This is a genomic window from Candidatus Accumulibacter necessarius, from assembly GCF_036625085.1.
In genome coordinates, this window is sequence record NZ_JAZKUM010000002.1 from 600,881 (window position 1) to 616,862 (window position 15,982).

The 15,982-nt window shown below is 65.6% G+C and carries 25 protein-coding genes; 12 read left to right on the forward strand and 13 right to left on the reverse strand.

Annotation, left to right across the window (positions count from 1 at the left end):
• Positions 1–33 precede the first annotated feature (33 nt).
• The 9 genes from V5B44_RS07045 to V5B44_RS07085 form a co-directional block, all read right to left on the reverse strand.
• Complete coding sequence (locus V5B44_RS07045) at positions 34–681, reverse strand: DUF6441 family protein (protein ID WP_332358374.1); 648 nt, start codon at positions 679–681, stop codon at positions 34–36.
• A 144-nt stretch (positions 682–825) separates the two neighbouring features.
• Positions 826–1,278, reverse strand: coding sequence for a hypothetical protein (locus tag V5B44_RS07050; protein WP_332358375.1), 453 nt, complete (start codon positions 1,276–1,278; stop codon positions 826–828).
• A complete protein-coding gene (locus V5B44_RS07055; protein ID WP_332358376.1) occupies positions 1,278–2,024 on the reverse strand; it encodes a hypothetical protein in 747 nt (248 codons plus the stop codon). The genes V5B44_RS07050 and V5B44_RS07055 overlap by 1 nt, the downstream gene beginning before the upstream one ends.
• Positions 2,021–2,194 carry a DUF7210 family protein gene (locus V5B44_RS07060; RefSeq protein WP_332358377.1) on the reverse strand — a complete coding sequence of 58 codons (174 nt, stop codon included), beginning with the start codon at positions 2,192–2,194 and terminating at the stop codon, positions 2,021–2,023. The genes V5B44_RS07055 and V5B44_RS07060 overlap by 4 nt, the downstream gene beginning before the upstream one ends.
• A gap of 3 nt (positions 2,195–2,197) precedes the next feature.
• Complete coding sequence (locus V5B44_RS07065) at positions 2,198–2,641, reverse strand: hypothetical protein (RefSeq protein ID WP_332358378.1); 444 nt, start codon at positions 2,639–2,641, stop codon at positions 2,198–2,200.
• Positions 2,642–2,650: 9 nt separating this feature from the next.
• The gene (locus V5B44_RS07070) at positions 2,651–2,935 is read right to left on the reverse strand and encodes a head-tail joining protein (protein WP_332358379.1); all 285 of its coding nucleotides are present in this window, start codon (positions 2,933–2,935) and stop codon (positions 2,651–2,653) included.
• Positions 2,932–3,936 (reverse strand): major capsid protein, encoded by a 1,005-nt coding sequence (locus tag V5B44_RS07075; RefSeq protein ID WP_332358571.1) that lies wholly within the window; start codon positions 3,934–3,936, stop codon positions 2,932–2,934. The genes V5B44_RS07070 and V5B44_RS07075 overlap by 4 nt, the downstream gene beginning before the upstream one ends.
• Before the next feature lie 17 nt (positions 3,937–3,953).
• Positions 3,954–4,331, reverse strand: coding sequence for a head decoration protein (locus V5B44_RS07080; protein ID WP_332358380.1), 378 nt, complete (start codon positions 4,329–4,331; stop codon positions 3,954–3,956).
• A 3-nt stretch (positions 4,332–4,334) separates the two neighbouring features.
• The gene (locus V5B44_RS07085) at positions 4,335–5,630 is read right to left on the reverse strand and encodes a S49 family peptidase (protein WP_332358381.1); all 1,296 of its coding nucleotides are present in this window, start codon (positions 5,628–5,630) and stop codon (positions 4,335–4,337) included.
• A gap of 82 nt (positions 5,631–5,712) precedes the next feature.
• Between V5B44_RS07085 and V5B44_RS07090 the strand changes: the two genes are divergently transcribed.
• Together V5B44_RS07090 and V5B44_RS07095 are read left to right on the forward strand one after the other, a co-directional pair.
• Positions 5,713–5,946: a TA system antitoxin ParD family protein gene (locus V5B44_RS07090; RefSeq protein ID WP_332358382.1), complete on the forward strand. Its 234-nt coding sequence runs from the start codon at positions 5,713–5,715 to the stop codon at positions 5,944–5,946.
• Entirely contained in the window at positions 5,943–6,224 is a 282-nt protein-coding gene (locus V5B44_RS07095; RefSeq protein WP_332358383.1) for a type II toxin-antitoxin system RelE/ParE family toxin, read from the forward strand. Before V5B44_RS07090 ends, V5B44_RS07095 begins: the two co-directional genes overlap by 4 nt.
• Here V5B44_RS07095 and V5B44_RS07100 read toward each other — a convergent pair.
• The 4 genes from V5B44_RS07100 to V5B44_RS07115 are packed head-to-tail and all read right to left on the reverse strand — an operon-like array spanning position 6,211 to position 10,893.
• Entirely contained in the window at positions 6,211–7,710 is a 1,500-nt protein-coding gene (locus V5B44_RS07100) for a phage portal protein (protein ID WP_332358384.1), read from the reverse strand. The two genes, V5B44_RS07095 and V5B44_RS07100, sit on opposite strands and share 14 nt — an antisense overlap.
• The gene (locus V5B44_RS07105) at positions 7,710–7,916 is read right to left on the reverse strand and encodes a phage head-tail joining protein (RefSeq protein ID WP_332358385.1); all 207 of its coding nucleotides are present in this window, start codon (positions 7,914–7,916) and stop codon (positions 7,710–7,712) included. Before V5B44_RS07105 ends, V5B44_RS07100 begins: the two co-directional genes overlap by 1 nt.
• A gap of 11 nt (positions 7,917–7,927) precedes the next feature.
• A complete protein-coding gene (locus V5B44_RS07110) occupies positions 7,928–10,363 on the reverse strand; it encodes a terminase gpA endonuclease subunit (protein WP_332358386.1) in 2,436 nt (811 codons plus the stop codon).
• Positions 10,363–10,893, reverse strand: coding sequence for an elements of external origin (locus V5B44_RS07115; protein ID WP_332358387.1), 531 nt, complete (start codon positions 10,891–10,893; stop codon positions 10,363–10,365). Before V5B44_RS07115 ends, V5B44_RS07110 begins: the two co-directional genes overlap by 1 nt.
• Before the next feature lie 108 nt (positions 10,894–11,001).
• Between V5B44_RS07115 and V5B44_RS07120 the strand changes: the two genes are divergently transcribed.
• The 10 genes from V5B44_RS07120 (at position 11,002) to V5B44_RS07165 (ending at position 15,973) form a co-directional block, all read left to right on the forward strand.
• Positions 11,002–11,991, forward strand: coding sequence for a DUF932 domain-containing protein (locus tag V5B44_RS07120; RefSeq protein WP_332358388.1), 990 nt, complete (start codon positions 11,002–11,004; stop codon positions 11,989–11,991).
• Between the two features lie 91 nt (positions 11,992–12,082).
• A complete protein-coding gene (locus tag V5B44_RS07125) occupies positions 12,083–12,625 on the forward strand; it encodes a DUF3489 domain-containing protein (protein WP_332358389.1) in 543 nt (180 codons plus the stop codon).
• 15 nt (positions 12,626–12,640) lie between these two features.
• Positions 12,641–12,871, forward strand: coding sequence for a hypothetical protein (locus V5B44_RS07130; RefSeq protein WP_332358390.1), 231 nt, complete (start codon positions 12,641–12,643; stop codon positions 12,869–12,871).
• A gap of 66 nt (positions 12,872–12,937) precedes the next feature.
• Positions 12,938–13,150: a hypothetical protein gene (locus V5B44_RS07135; RefSeq protein WP_332358391.1), complete on the forward strand. Its 213-nt coding sequence runs from the start codon at positions 12,938–12,940 to the stop codon at positions 13,148–13,150.
• A 166-nt stretch (positions 13,151–13,316) separates the two neighbouring features.
• Positions 13,317–13,532: a hypothetical protein gene (locus V5B44_RS07140; RefSeq protein WP_332358392.1), complete on the forward strand. Its 216-nt coding sequence runs from the start codon at positions 13,317–13,319 to the stop codon at positions 13,530–13,532.
• Positions 13,533–13,727: 195 nt separating this feature from the next.
• A complete protein-coding gene (locus tag V5B44_RS07145) occupies positions 13,728–13,880 on the forward strand; it encodes a hypothetical protein (RefSeq protein WP_332358393.1) in 153 nt (50 codons plus the stop codon).
• Between the two features lie 292 nt (positions 13,881–14,172).
• Positions 14,173–14,445, forward strand: coding sequence for a hypothetical protein (locus tag V5B44_RS07150; protein ID WP_332358394.1), 273 nt, complete (start codon positions 14,173–14,175; stop codon positions 14,443–14,445).
• Between the two features lie 159 nt (positions 14,446–14,604).
• Positions 14,605–14,925: an amine oxidase gene (locus V5B44_RS07155; RefSeq protein WP_332358395.1), complete on the forward strand. Its 321-nt coding sequence runs from the start codon at positions 14,605–14,607 to the stop codon at positions 14,923–14,925.
• 384 nt (positions 14,926–15,309) lie between these two features.
• Positions 15,310–15,507, forward strand: coding sequence for a hypothetical protein (locus V5B44_RS07160; protein WP_332358396.1), 198 nt, complete (start codon positions 15,310–15,312; stop codon positions 15,505–15,507).
• A gap of 100 nt (positions 15,508–15,607) precedes the next feature.
• Complete coding sequence (locus tag V5B44_RS07165; protein WP_332358397.1) at positions 15,608–15,973, forward strand: hypothetical protein; 366 nt, start codon at positions 15,608–15,610, stop codon at positions 15,971–15,973.
• Positions 15,974–15,982 lie beyond the last annotated feature (9 nt).

Sequence of the window (15,982 nt, forward strand, 5' to 3'; positions counted from 1 at the left end):
TGAGAGTTACTTCAGGGTGGATCCAGGGTAGGTTTACTTTCTGTTGAGTTCCCGCCGAATGGCGTCGGCGATGCGCGGCAGGTTCCGGCGCACGGTGCCTTCGAGGTCGAGGCGTTTCTTGAGCGACACGCGCTGCACGAGCACGGCGACCGGGATCTCCTGGCCACGCTGCAGGCGCTTCGCCCCCGTGCGGCCCCGCTCGGCGCGTTTGAAACGGGCGAGCTCGCGATCGTTTTCCTGGATGTTCTCGGCCATCAGGATCGCCTGACCGCCTCTCTGGATGAAGAAGGCGTTGCCCGAGCGCATCAGTCCGTCGATGATCGCCCGGAAGCGCTTCCGGCCGATGCGCTGGTGTTCGGGCAGCAGGGGAATCAGCAGGGGGCCCGAGATCACGCCGCCCCGCTCGTGGATGCCGAGCCACGGCACCCGACTGCCGATGCGCAACGCCGGCAGGCGATCCGGACGCTGGTCCCACACCGTCGCGCGCAGGGATTTGACGAAGCTGGGCCGCTTGATCTGCAACGCCGATTGCATCTGCGCCCGGGCCTGCGTCACCACCTCGCGCCCCGACTCCCGGAATCCCCGCGCGACCGCCGCATGAATGTCCCGCTGCCGCTCGGCGGTCCAGGCGCGGAATTCCCGCGGATCGAAGAGCCCGGCAATGGTGAGACTAAGCTTCACGGTTGAGCGTCCTTTGCAGACGGGCGATGGCCTCGGACTCGCCCTGGCCGCCAATGGCGACGACGAGCAGCAGATCGGCGAGACGCTGTCGTTCCGCGCGTTCGGCGGCGCGCAGGAAGGCGTCGACCTGCGCCAGCGTGTAGTTCAGGAGGTCGGGGTAGCGGTGGCCCGCTGCGAGGAGCCGCTGGACGGCGTCGCCCCAACGGTCGCATGCGTCCGGGCGGCGAGCCGGCTGGCAACCCGGTCGATCTCCGGGCTCACGCGCCGGATAAAAAAATCGGCATTGACCTCCAGCAGGGCCTCGCCCAGGCGGATCGCCTCGTCCAGGGACAGACCCTCGATCCACAGTCGGTGGCAGCGGCTGGCGATCGCCAGCGCTTCGAGCAGCGCTTCGCCATGGTCGGCGAAGATCCCGAGCCAGTCGACCGCCGTCGTCAGCTGCTCGGCGAACGGGCGGATCGCCCGCACGAAGGCGGGCAACTGGCCGATGCGCAGTGGGGTGAGATCCAGCACCTCGCCGTGGATCTCGATCGAGACTGGCAGCGGCGGCAGGGCGGCAAACTCGTCCGCTACCGGAGAAGAGAAAGGCGCGTCCATCAGCTGATCTGAATGATCTTGCCGAACTGACCGAGCGTCGCGTCGATCGGCTTGGTCGAATCGGCCAGCAACGACCCCTCCAGTTCGAACTTGTTGTACTCGTTCGAGATGAAGGAGATCTCCTTCAGCGGATCGAAGGCGATGCGGTACAGTTCGACCAGCGTCTTGGCATTGCCCTGCGCGGTGTTGAGTCCCTCCAGGCGCAGGAAGCGCTCGGGCAGGGGCTGCGTGAAGATGCCGATCTCGGTCACCGCGCCGTAGCTGTAGGTCGCCAGGAAGGGCTGCACGAAGTTCGCGAGATTGAGGATCTGGATCGCGCCGAAGTCGGTGTCGGCCGTGTAATGGGTGCCGAGCGTCAGCGACGCGCTGGCGTTGTCCTTGACGATCAGCGCCGACACCTTCGGATGCGCGAGCGCATAGCGATCGCCGACTACCAGGCCGGTGGGCAGCGGCTCGTCGGTGACGGTGCCGGTGGTGCCGGTGGTGTAGTTGCCGTACAGGGCGAGCGCCAGGTTGTCCTTGGTGAACTCCTCGATGGTCAGCGTCACCGTCGCGGACTTCTGCTTGATCATCCGGTGATCGAGCGAACGACTGCCCGATTGGGACTCGTAGTGCTCGATGACTTCGGTCTTCAGGGCGAGTTTCAACTCGGCGACGTTGCCCGGCGTGCGCAGTTCAATGGGGTTGCCGTTGGCGTCGCGTTGGCCGAGATAGACGCGACCCTGGAAAGAGGCGTAGTAACTCATCTGGATTTCTCCGCAGGGGGAAGGGTGTGCTGGACTGGTGTGGCACGCGCCGGGCGGGCGGCAGCCAGATCGATCAGCCAGCGCGCGAGATCGTCATCGAGTTCGATGACTGCGCCCGGAGCAAGATCGACACCGGCGTGGGTGTGGGGTTTCAGGAGTTCAAGTTGCATGGGTCATCCCTGGCTCGCGAGGTCGTGGACATGCGTGCGGTAGGTGATCTGGTAGCGGGCCGGAATGGCCGCGGCGCCGGCATCGGCGTCTTCCACGTCCCATTCGCAGTCGAGTTCGCGGAGCCCGAGCGCGAGGCCGCCGAAGTTCGCGTGGGCAAAGAGCGCCGCATGCGCGGCGACGAGGATCTGGTCGGCCAGCGCCTCGGGAGGCCCGGCGCCAGTCTCCCGGGCGAGCGCGACGAGCCGAACGATCAGTTGCCGCCCCACCCGGTCGTTGGGTCGTTCAACGATGGTGTCCGACTCGGGGAACAGCAATAGAGCGGGCGATGCCTCACGTGGCACGCCGTGCACCGGCGAACGCAGCAGGGTCGCGCCCAGCGCGGTGGCGACCGGCGCCAGGGTGATCGTCAGCGCCTGCAGGATTTGTTCGCGGATCGATTGGGACATGGCAGAGCCCTACAGGCGGGTGAGGGTCGCGCGGCATTCCGAACCATCGCCGAGCTGTCGCACCTCGCGAACCCGGTAGCGCTGGCCGTCGATCGTCAAGTCATCGCCAGTGGCCAGCAACAGACGGCGCGCTGGGTACCGGATCGTGTAGCCGCGGCTGACACCGAGGCCGTCGAGGATGTCCTCGTCCGGCGCACGGAAGTCGACCCAGATGACCACGCCTGCGAACTCCGCCGCGGTGAGCAGAGCGGCGTTGGCGGCCGCATCGTAGAGCGCCTCAATGAAGGTGCTCACTGCATGACGAGCTTTACGAGCACCCCCGGCCGGTGACACATCGGCAACGGGTTCGACTGCGTGTGCAGATCGGTGCCGCGGTCGAACTTCCGCGGTTCCTGCTTGGCGTACAGCGGCTGCCCCAGGGTGTTCACCGTCTCGTTGAAATCGGCCGGTGCGACGTAGGTGCCGAAGGTGTCCACCGTGCCTTGCGGGAAGCAATGGCCTTCGCCACCCTCGATGAAGCGACGGGAGACACCGTTGGCGTCGGTCGCCTGACCACGGTACTCCTCGAAGGTCAGGCCGCCAAACGTGAATCCCGCGCGCATGTCGTTGATCAGCACCGCGCCTTGCTGCCAGTTCTCGTACGCCTTCTCGACCTTCGGATGGCTGGTCAGCTTCTCGAAGAACTCCGGCGAGACGAGACAGTGGATGCCGCTCATGAACTCACCCAGCAGGTTGTCCTCGACGTGACGTAGCACCTCAGCGCACTTCGCCTTGACGTTCGTCGTGTCGACGTTGAGCGCGAAGTTCACGGTCTTCGGCGCGATGGCGAACTCGCTGAAGAGATCGACCAGCGTCGAGCCATCGGCGTCGAGGATCACGCCCTTGAGCGCCCCCATGCGCAGGTGCTCCAGCGTGATCGCGTGCTTGTTGCGCATCGTCTCCAGATGCCGGGCCATCACCCCGGCGATCGTCTCGACCTCCGACTCGCTGCCGAAGGCGCGCACGCCCTGGACTTCCTCGGGTAACACGACGTCGTCGTGCGGGATATGCGGCACGACGAAGGAGCGCAGGGTGCGCTTGCCGCGCCGCCCGACGGTGCCGGGAGAACCGGGTGGCAGCGTCGGCAGGAGGTTCAGCACGCCGTTGCGCTCTTCGACGATGATCTGCCGCTGGCGCACCGGTTTGATCGGGAAGAGGTTCAACGCTTCGAGGCGCCCGTAACGGTTCGGCAGCAGGTTGATCGCCGCGGTCAACGCGGCCATCGAGAAGGCCGGCGTGTGGAAGGGATTGTTCATGGGCATGGATGGCTCCTTTAAACAGAGGGACGAGCCAGGATCCCCAGGCTCTTCAGGGTGGCGAGGGCAGCAGCCTTCTCCGCGCCGGTGATGCCGGCCGGCCAGACCAGGGCGGTGTCGGCCACGACGGCATGCCGGGCGACGATCAGACCGTCGGGACGATCGGCGAGACGCGCATCGATGGGATCAAGCAGGACCCCGGTCGGCACCTTGGTCCCGTCGCTGGCGGACGGATCGAGTCCCTTGACCTTGCCGGTCGCGGTCACCGACCCGACGACGGTTCCCAGCGCCAGGTTCTGGCCCGAGGCGACGGTGACGCGATCGCGGGAGTAGAGATTGGGCGCCTCGTACTTCAGGAGGTCGCCGAGGTTCTTGGCTTCGGTGAGGGCGGGCATGGTTCAGTCCTTTGCGATGAGTTTCTTGACCGCCTGGATCAGCGGGCTGTGGCCGGGAGACGCTTCGCGAGTTGGCGCATCCGGGGCAAGGCGAGAGGCGATCTCGGGGCTTTCCGCACGAGTTGCCAGCAAGTCCCGACGCACCTCCGAGGCGCTCGCGCCCTGGGCGAGGAAGGTCACGATACGCTGCGGATAACCTGCCAATTGGCACAGTTCGGCGATCGCCAGGGCGTCCGCGCGGGTAGCGGCGATCGCCGACTGGACGGGGTCGTCCGCTGGGGTCGACGTCTCGGGATCGGCGTCGGATGCCGGTCTGTCGAGGGACGTAGCCGGCTCGGCAGGGGCCACGGGCTCCGGCGTGACGCGGGAAGTAACGTCTGGGGTGATGCGGTCGGTCATGGTTGAAATCTCCTGGGAGAGAAGGGAAGAGGCAAGGAGCGATCGGCCTGCCGTGAGAGAGAGCCCTGGGGAACGACGAGTGGCCAGAAACACACCCAAGTCCGTGACGGCGTCGTCGAAGCTGCCCTGGGCATCGGCCAGGCCGGCGGCCAGCGCTTCGGGACCGAAGTACAGCCCGGCCTGGGTCGAGCGCACGAAGCGTGGTTCGAGGTCGCGCATCATCGCGACGTGGTCGATGAAGATGCCGTAGAGCCGATCCACTTCGGCCTGAAGGCGAGCATGCGCAGCGGGGTCGAGCGGTTCGTGCGGCGAGAAATCGTTCTTCTGTTCGCCGGCGGTGATCGCCGTGTAGCGGTAGCCCTGCTGGGCATCGCGCGCCGACTGATCGACGTGCAGTGCGATGACGCCGATCGAGCCGACGCCGCCGGTCTGGGTGACATAGACCCGGGAGGCGGCCGATGCGAGAACGTAAGCCGCCGAGAAGGCCGAGTCGGCGGCGATCGCCCAGACGGGCTTGACGCGATCCGCCGCGCGAATCCGTTGGGCCAGTTCGAAGACGCCACCGGCCTCGCCACCGGGGGAATCGACATCGAGCAGGATGCCGGTGACCCTGGGATCGGCCAACGCGCCGTCCAGAAGGGCGCCAATCGCACTGTAGGACGTCAGACCCGACGCCGCTTCGAGCCCCAGCGCGCGCCGCACCAGTGTGCCGTAAACCGGAATCACGGCGAGGCCAGCCGGTGCGTCGGGCAGCGCTCGCGGCGTCGGCAACGCGACGGCCGCATGCGGTTCGGGCCAGCCGATGCGCTCTCCGAGAACGGCGAGCAGAATGTCGAGCTTGGCCCGGGCGAGCAGAAGCGGCGTCCCATAGAGACGGGACGCCAGATGGGGAAATGGCATCAGTTGAAGTCCTCGAGAGGCGTGACTACAATTGTGGTAAGCTGTTGCGGATGCCTTGAGCACCCTTTCCTGGAGAACGCCGATGGCGACCTCGACATCCATTCGCATCGATCAGACGCTTTACGATCAGGCCCGCGCCGAAGCGGCGGCTGAACATCGCACCATCGCTGGTCAGGTCGAGTACTGGGCCAAGGTGGGGCGTGCGGCGCTGGACAATCCCGACCTGCCGGTCAGCTTCATTGCCGAATCGCTGGCGTCGATGGCGGAGCCGCGCGAAGAGGCCACTGCCTTTGAAGCCCGATCTCGCCGGGCATGAGCTATGCGCTCCGGCAGACCCGACGCTTCGCCCGCGCGTACAAGAAGCTGCACGACAACGTGGCCGCCGATGTCGATGCGGCGACCGAGGTCGTTGCCGAGAATCCGGCCATCGGTGAGCAGAAGCGGGGCGATCTGGCCGATCTCTTCGTCTACAAGTTCCGCAGCCAGAACCAGTTGTACCTTCTGGGCTATACCGTCGACGAGGAGGTTCGCCTGGTGTATCTCGAAGCCGTCGGCCCCCACGAGAATTTCTATCGGGATCTCAAGCGCTCGTAGTCGCTTCGCTGGCATCCTCTGACGGCTCGCTTCGCCCTGCATCGGTTGCGGGAGCAGCGGCCCGGTCGTACCGCGGGTCGGAGTCGAACCGCAGTCCCAGCGCATCCGCCCGGGCGTTGTCGGCGGCGATCTCGCGGTCGATGTCCTCGGCGTCGTAGCCGAACGACGAGATCGCTTCCGAGCGACTCGTGAGCCCCGCCCGGATGGCGAGCTTCAGGGCGTTGAACTCTTTCTGCGGATCGACCCACTGCCAGCCTTGCGGAATCCACTTCGCCGTGAGGTACGCACGGGGATCCCGCACAAACCCTGGCGCTTCGATTCGCCCGGCCAACACCGTCTGCTCCAGCCACGCCCGCCAGACCGGCCGGCAGAGCTGATGCACGATCACGCCGTGCTGGAGCATCTCGCAGCGGCGGCGAAACTCGAGGAGCCCGGCGCGAATGCTGGAGTAGTTCACCCCGGTGAGATCACCGGTCAGTTGCTCGTAGGTGATGCCGATTGCGGCAGCCACCGCGCGGAACTGATTGCGCAGGAACTCGCTGTAGCTCCCGCCGAGATCGGCCGGGTCGGAGAACTTGATGTCTTCGCCGGGCTCCAGGATCTGCAGCGTGCCGGGTTCGAGCCCGGCGAGCGCCACCCCAGCAGCGTCGGCCAGTCCTTCGCCCACCAGGTTGTCCTCGGGACTCTGGCGGGTGATGAAGCCGGCAAACATCGCGGCGGTCTTCTTGCGCACCAGTTCGGCATCGTCGTACTGGTCGAGTTCGTGGAGCTTCACCAGCGCCCGCGCGAGCCAGGGCTCGCCGCGGATCTGGCCGGGTCGCAGCGGCCGGTAGAGATGGATGATCTCGCCCGCCGGCACGCGCACGGTGTCGAGTCCACCGGCACCCGACATCGGCGAGAGCGCCCCGTCTTCGGGGTGCGAGCGGTACAGGTGGTACGCCACGCGTTGCCCGAGCCGGTTGAACTCGATTCCGGCGCGCACGACGTTGCCGTTCTCGGCGACGGTGTTCAGATGCACCGGCAGATGCTCGGGTTCCAGCACCTGCAGTTGCAGCGGCACCACCAGCCCGTCCTCGATGCGGCGGTGGCGCAAACGGACCAGCGCTTCGCCGCCTTCGAGCATCGCCCGGCAGGCGAGCGCCTGCAGGCCGTAGAAATCGGTGAGCCCTGCGGCATCCGCTTCCTCGGTCCAGTCCCGGAAGAGTGCCTGCAGCCGCTCGCGCAGAACGACGTCGGCGACCATCGACTGCGGCTTGATGCCGGTGCCGATGGCGTTGGCGACGAAGGCATCGAGTGCTGCCGCCGCCCAGGGATTACGGCGCACCAGATCACGACTCTTGGCGCGCAGCTCGGTCTGGGTTGTCAGGAGTGCAGCGATCGCACCCGGGTTGCCGGGCATCCAGGCGAGCGTGCGCCGCCCCGTGCCGGTGCCGTCGTAGATCGGTAGGCTCGCGAAGCTCGCCTTGATCCGCGTCCAGAAGCTCATCAGAAACCCTTGCCGGTGGTGACCCGGATCTGGCGCGTGCGCCGGCTGCCCGCTGCACGGGCGAGAGACGCTTCGACCTCGCGAATCGCTGCCTGGATCTCGTCGACGCTGCGGTACTCGACGGTCTTGTCTCCGAAGGTGACGCGCTTCTCGCCGGTCGCCAGCGCCTTCTGCAGCGCGAGCAGTTGTTCGTTGCTGTAGGGCATTCTCTTGGGTCTCAATTGAGCCAGCGGCTGCGGATCACTCGCCGGGGGGTCCGTCGGGTGCCGGAAGCGACGAGACCACCGCGTCGGGTGGCCTCGGGATCCGGGGTCGGCAAAGTCGTCAGTGGCTCGTCGGGCGGTGGCGCCAGCCCCAACTGCCGTTCCAGTTCGCGCCAGTGCCGTTCCTCGAAGCGGTCGAGGCCGGCGGCCGCGGCGGCGGCGCGAGCGTATTGGTAACAGTCGACGCCCTCGTTCCTCTCGCGCATCTTCTGCCACTCACGAATCGCAAAACCCCTGCGGTCGCGACGGGTCACCAGTTGCTCGGCGCACAGTTGCTGCAGGTACTCGGCGTCGATCTTCGGCAGATGGACGTAGCCAGCCGGGTAGCGGACGCTGGTCCCGTCTTCGGCGACCTCGGGCGTCTTCTTCAGGTTGTTGTAGAGCTCCAGCTTGGCGATGCCGCCGACGACAGAGAAGAGCTTGATGCCCCGGCGCAGGCGCTTGCCACCCAAAGACACTTCGACCGCCGTCGGCGTGCCAATCAGCGCCGCACCGCGGGCGACGCCCTTGACCGCCATCAGCCGCGGATCGTGGCAGGCGCGAACGAAGGCATAGGCTTCCTGCGTGGCAAAACCAGTATCAAGCGCAAAACGGGCGAGCGGCACCTGCGCGCCCGAGGCATGCGTCCAGGTCTCGCTGATCAGCGCGCCGAGCTGCTTCCAGACGCTGTCGCGGGCGGTGTCGCCCATCAGCACGCGGTGCTCGACGAGCCAGGACTCCTTGCCACGGCCGAAGGCCCAGATCGAGGCTTCGATGCGATCCTTCTGCACGTCGGCGCCACCAACCAGCAGCAGGCCACCGGCCGGGATGCGTCCGATCGGATAGTCCTCTCGACGTTCCAGCAAGCGCTGCCAGTCGGGCGCTTCGCCTTCTTCGACCCAGGTCTCCCCGAGTTCGGTGTTCTTGAAGGTCTTGATCGCCGCCGAGGAACCCGATTCCTGGCGCACCGCGCTCTCCCAGGCGGCGGCGATTTCCCGCCAGCTGCGCCAGCCGATCGGGCTGTAGAGACTGGAGAGGTGAAAGCCGGCGGTCTTGCCGTTTCCGGGCGCGGTCGGCCGCCAATCGCCTTGCTCCAGCATGCGCGTCTTGTGATGCTCGGCGATCGGCATCTCGCAGGACTCGCAGACGTACGCCGCGGTTTCGGGACGCCCCTTCTCCCAGCGCAGTTGCTCGAAGCGCAGCCACTGCCAGCCACCGCAATGCGGGCACGGCAGGAAGTAGCGGCGCTGGTCGCTCGCTTCGAACTCTCGTTCGATCGCGCTGGCGCCGGCAATCGTCGGCGTCGAGACGATGAAGATCTTCCGGCGCGCAAAGGTGCGGGTGCGGGCCTCGGCCAGCGAGATCGCATCGCCTTCGCCATCGACGTCGCTCGGATAGCCATCGACCTCGTCGAGAAACAGGTAGCGGACCGGCATCGAGCGCAGACCCACCGCGCTGTTGGCGCCGGTCATCACCAGCACGCCACCGCGGAATTCCTTTGCCAGGATCGTGTTGCCGGCATCCCGACTGCGGGCCGGTGCGATCAACTCGGCCAGAACCGGCGACTCCTCGATCAGCGGGTCAATACGCTGCTTCGAGTTGCGCTTCGCCATGTCCACGGTTGGCGACACGGCCATCATCGGACCGGGTGCGTGGTGGATGACGTAGCCGATCCAGTTGTTGCCCATCTCGGTGTTGTGGGTCGGGATCCCGCCGCGACCGCACAGGTACAAGTGACTCGGTGAATCGACCGCGATGCAGCGTACCGGAACCGAATCGACCGGCCGGATGGCGGTGATCGCGCGTCTCTGCCCATTGCCCGCGCGGCCATTCACACTCGGGGCACGTGCGACCACCGAGAACCGCCAACCTGTGCCCTCGGCAAGTCGTTCGCGACCAACCATCTCGGCCGTCGTGACGGTGCGTGGTTGGAGGCCGTCAGATCCTTCCTCGAAGATCGGCCAACGGTGCGCTGCATCGCAGACAATCGTCTCGCCATCTCCGAACGCAATCTCGAAGCACTGACGATCCAGCAGCACCGGCGAGACACCGGTGACGCGGCAAAGGCGACCGTCCTCGGCGAACACGAGGTCGCCGGGGACCAGGTCGCCCATCGTGGTCCAGCCGCTCGGCGTCGGGATGGGCGTCGTCAGTGCCAGCGGTGCGCCCAGCTGCGCGCCCTTCATGAACACGATCCGCTCGACCGGCGAGGTCGGCGACAGGCAATCCATAATCGCCTTCAGATACGGCGTGCGACTCGTGCGCCAGCGACCCGGTTCGGCCGAAGCCTTGCTCGACAGCATCCGGTGGCGGTCGGCCCACTCGGAAACGGTGAGTAGCGGATCGGGCATCAAGCCTTCTCGCCAGGCCCGTTCAATGTCGAGTGCGCCGTCGTAGTCGAATTCAACCATCAATCCACCCGCGGGCGCACCTCGCCCAGTTCCTGCAAGTGTTCCCGCACGGCGGCTTCCAGCGCGACGTGCAACGTGTGGGCATCTACGCCGAGTTGCGACGCCAGTTGCGCCGAGACTCGTGCCGGCCAGTTGAGCCAGGCGTCGCGTTCGGAACGGGCCAGCTTGAAGACCTGGGCGATGGCCTGCGCGCGGTCGACCAGATCGCCCTTGAGCTGGGCCAGGCGCACCTTGTTGGTCTGGGCCTTGACCACCTCGTTGACGGTCCGCGCCTGCAGCAGGGACGTACCGCCGGTGTGGAATGTCGGGGCCGCCGGTTCGCTGGCAGGTTCCTTCACGGCGACCGTCTCGGCGCGTCGTGCGGTGCCCTCGCGGGGCGAGTCGGAATTCTTCGCCCAATCCCGGTCGGCACGCTGCGGGTCAATGGTGCCGTCGGCCTCCGGCGTGATCCGGCCCGTGCGGATGGCCTTGTGCACGGCGGTGTCGGAGACGCCGCGGTGCCGGGCATAGGCGCGAATCGACAACCCCATGATCGTCCTCAAGCGTTGGCGCGCTTCTCCATCAAATAACGCTTGGCTTCTGTTTCGAACAGCGCGTTCATGTGTTCGTCATCAACCACCACACGAAGGAGAAACACCATGGCACACCAGATCGACTTCACCACCGGCCAGGCCGCCATTGCCTACGCCACCGGCACCGAAACCCCCTGGCATGGCCTGGGACAGACCGTCGATCCACACGCTCCCGTCGAGGTCTGGCAGAAAGCCGCCCAACTCGAATGGCAGGCGCTACGCGCCGAAGTCCAGTTCGACAGCACCCTCACCGGCGCCCGCGAGACCTACGCCGACAAGCACGTGCTGTACCGCAGCGACTGCGGCGCGCCGTTGTCGGTGGTCTCGTCGGACTACCGGGTGGTCCAGCCCGCGGACATCCTCCACTTCTTTGGCGAGCTGGCGGAAGCGAAGCAGTTCAGCATCGAGACGGTCGGCTCTTTGATGGCTGGCCGGCGCATCTGGGCCCTGGGACGCGTCGGCGACAACGCCCGCATCCTCGACGACGAGGTCGCCCCCTACCTGCTGCTCGCCACCTCCTACGACGGCACCATGGCCACCGTCGCCCGGTTCACGACGGTCCGCGTCGTCTGCAACAACACGCTCCAGGCCTGCCTGCGCAACGCTTCGTCGGAGAAGCAGGTGACCATCTCGCATCAGGCGATCTTCGATCCGAAGGAAGTCCGTGCAGACCTCGGCATTGCCCTCGACGCCTGGGAGGAGTTCCAGCACAAGGCCGGGCTGATGGCCCAGCGGAAACTGACTGACCTCGAAACGGATGCCTGGCTGCAGGAGCTCTTCCAGCCCTTCATGCCCTACGGGCAGACCTACTCGCCGGAGCAGGTCCGGAAGTCCAAGGGCTACCGCCGCATCCTCGACCTCTTCGCTGGCGAGATGATCGGCGGCACCCAGGACGCCACCGACCAGACGCTCTGGGGTCTGCTGAACGCCACCACCGAGTACATCGACCACGAGAAGGGCCGCATGCGCGACAACCGCCTGAACGCCGCCTGGTTTGGCCCGGGCGCCCGGTTCAAGGATCACGCCTTCGCCCTCGCCGAGAAGCTGGTCGCGTAGCCCCCGACCAGAAGCCAAGCAGAAGATGCTTGGCTTCTGCCGCGAACAGCGCGTTCATACGCATGTCATCAACCACAGCGAGGAGCACCACATGAGCACCCTGACCCCGACCCAGATCGAAGTCCTCACCGCCGCCGCCGACCGGCCCAATGGCAGCATTCATCCCTTGCCCGCCCGGTTGCCCAGCGGCGCCAAGAACAAGGTGGTTGCTAGCCTTCTCGCGCGGGGTCTGGTCTTCGATGGCAAAGACTCGCTCGAATATCGCCTGACCGCCGAAGGCTACGCCGCCGTGGGGCGCGAGTGCGAGCGGCCGGCGCCCCTTGCGCCAGACCCGGAAATCGAGGCCGCCGTCGTCGCCGTCGAGGCAGAATGGGTGCCAGACTACGCCGAGCCGGATCCGCCGCCGGTCGCCGTAGAGCGCAAGCCGCGAACCCGCGAGACCAGCAAGCAGGCGGCAGTGGTCGCCATGCTCCAGCGGCCCGAGGGCGCAACAATTGCGCAAATTTGCGCATTTACCGGTTGGCAAGTCCACACGGTACGCGGCACCTTTGCCGGCGCCTTCAAGAAGAAACTCGGGCTGACCATCACGTCCGAGAAACACCCCGGCAACGAACGCGTTTATCGCGCGGCCTGATCGGGAGAATCCGCCATGTTGAAACTCATCACGATCCTGGAAAGCCTCAAACAGCAGCCGCGCCAACTCACCGAAGAGGAGGACCTCTATCTCAACGCATTGGGCGACGAGCTGCGCCGGGCGAACAGCGATGCCGCGCGCTGGCGCATCCTCGAACGGGAGGGGCTCACCCGGCTTGACGGGTTTGCGTTCAGCGACGATGTCCTCGCCAAGCTCAGCGACGTGCGCCGTGCCGCGATGAACTGAAACGCTTGGCTTCGGCACCAAACAGCGCGTTCATACGATCGTCATCCACGCCACCAGGAGCCCAACATGAACCACCTCAGCGCGCAAACCATCCAGCACCTGATGCGCAAGCATCACAAGACGATCCGCGGCATCGCCCAGGAGTGGAACCTCACCCTCAAGCGCGTTCGCTACGTGCGCCTGCATGGCGTGGAAGGCGAGGTGTTCGTCATGGACTGGCTCGAAATCCTGACGGGCGACCCCGGTCCGATGCCCTCGTGGGCGTCGCGTCGTGACTGAACGGCGCTGTCCACAACCACCACCACACGCCCGGGCCACCGGACGTTTTTGCTTCTGGATGCCCGGTGGCGCAAGCCGACGAAAGATGAACAAGACGCTTGGCTTCTGTTTTGACAAGCGCAATCATGTCTCTGTCATCAACGCAGCGCCAACCAGGAGAACCAACATGAACAACGATTTCCGTATCTTGACCGCCAACCGGGTCGCACGCACCAGAGCCGCCGCTGAGTACGTGGTGAGGTCGATCACCAAGGCAGGCGCCTTCAGCAAGATGGCACCGAGCCAGTTCGATTACTGCAAGACACGCGAAGCCGCAGAAGAACGCGTCGCCTACCTCGAAAGCCTGAATCCTGGTCGCAAGTTTGGCATCGACGAACGTTGATGTGGGCAACGACTCGACCGGCGTCGTCGAAGCGCTACACGGCGCGACGGTGCAAGCCCAAGGGCCAACGTCGAAAGGGTGGCGACTGTCGGGTCGCGCCAGGCGCCAACAGAAGAAGATTGACCAAGGCCTTGCGTTCCCCATCGGGAAGCGCGTTAATTGAACCACGATCAACAACAACCCGGGAGCACGACGATGACCGAATACGGCACCCTCAAGGTGGCACTCAAGGCCATGCGCGAAAACTTCATGGATGGCGACCTCAGCGGGTTCGCATCCCACGCCGAACTGGTCGCTACGATCCGGGCCATGGAGCGGAGGATGTTCGAAATCATCCGGGACGCCTGACCCAATCCGGAGCAGAGAAGCTTGTAGTCTAGCCGCCAATCAACCCACCAGACGCCCGGACGACCGGGCGTTGTTGCGTCTGGACGGCCGAACGTGCGTGGTTGGCCAAGTGCTCACCCGTCGTCCGACGACGCCACACGGCGCCACCGTGCCAGCCCCCGGGCCAACACCGAAGAGCTGGCGAGTATCACGCTACGCCAGGCGCCGAAGAAAGCTTGAGAATCCGCTTGGCTTCGGCAGCGAAGAGCGCGTTCATGTGCTCGTCATCAACCACGCTACCAGGAGAACCGCCATGACCCCGACCCAAGCCAGCAATCTCGAGACCCTCGGCAACCAGCTCGGCACCGCCGCCCTTACGACGCTGATCCGGCTTTGCCCGGAGATCAGGACCGCCAGCGCGGCCACGCTCGACGCAGTGTGCGCGGCCATGCGGGCCAAGTCGGGGGAGGCCATCGACGAGCTGCTCGAAGACGGCAAGGCCTGCCCCTGGATGGCCGAGACGATCTTCGCCAGCGCCGTGATGACTCTGGTCAACGCGGGCATCAAGGTCCTGAGCGGCAACTGATCGCCCGACAGCGGGGCGGTATTCCGTCAAGGTCACAGCCCGATACACGGGCTTACACGACCACTGACATCTCGTGGCGACCGACCGCGTTATTCGCTTCAAGGCGCTGCAATACCGCAGCGCCGAAAACGAAAACGCACCTACTCAAGGAGATTCCAAATGTTGAAGACCGTGATTGCTCTTGTTGCTGCCGCTGGTTTTGCTTCCACCTCTTTTGCTCAGACGGGCACCCCGGTTGCCGCCCCCGCTGCCAAGGTCACGGCTCCGGCCGCCGCGAGTGCCGAGAAGAAGATGGAGGCACCGAAGGCGGTCGAACCGATGAAGGCTGAAACACCGAAGGCCGCAGCGCCGGCTGCGATGGAAACAGCGAAGAGCGAAACCCCGAAAGCGGCAACGCATCATGCCAAGACCAAGGAGCATGCCACGAAGGCCGTAAAGACCGAGACGAAGGCGGAAGCGGCCACACCCGCGGTCAAGTAATCGAGATCGTTTCCTTGTAGCAAGACGGCCCTCAGGCGAAAACCTGAGGGTTTTTGTTGTTGGAAGTGCCGAAGTTGGTGGTCGGGATGCTCCGCCAGTCGGCAAGTTTCACCGATCGGCGAACGCCACGCCTACAGCGCGCCTGACCACTGGTGTCTGGTGGCTCTGCCGATCGCCGATCTTCCGCGGAAGCAGGACCTGTGGTGGGTCCCGTCAACGCAGGTGGTCTACACGATCCATCTGCGGTTCGCCGACGAGTAACCCACCACTAACCATCTCCCGCCGCCCAGATGCCCGCGAAGCCGATCCAGAAAACGCTTGGCTTACCGCGGGAATAGCGCGTTCATACGGGTGTCGCCACCCACCACGCCAAGGAGACCCGCCATGAACCACGCCACCGACGCCATCCTGAACCACCGCAACTACGACGCTGACGACCATGCCTACCTCGTCGCCAAGGGCTGGACTGACGCCGAGATTCTGGTCCGCTGGGACGCCGAAGCCAAGACCGGCAACGGCCCTTGTCGTTGGCAGAGCGTGTCCGCGCGCAGCAAGCTGGCCGCCGTCACCGGTCGCCACTGAATATGGCGAGCTATCCCCAAAGAATGTCCGAATTCCGCTTGGCTTCGGTTGGGTGAAGCGCGACGATGCAGTTGTCGCCACCACCCACCAGGAGAGAATCATGAAAGCCAACAGCATCCCCGCCAGCAAAAACGAGAGTTGGGGCTTCGCCGGCACCCTCGGGGCACAGGCCGAAGCCGCCTGGCCGATCGCCATGACCACCATCGCCGCCGCTACAGGGCAGCCTCTCGAATCGGTCAAGGTCTTCCTCGACAGTCGGCATGGCCGCCACTTTGCTGACGACGTGCTGAACGAGAGGCTCCAGGGCAAGAACCTCGAGCAAGCGATCTACGCCGCCGTCGCGCGGTGGATGGTCTGGACCATTGGCCGCCAGACCTCCCGCGACTATGGCATCCCCTGCGGTCTGCCCTACTTGACCGGGTTCGTGATGCACTGCGAGATTGCTGAAGAGATGGCCGCTGCCTGATGCCCCACA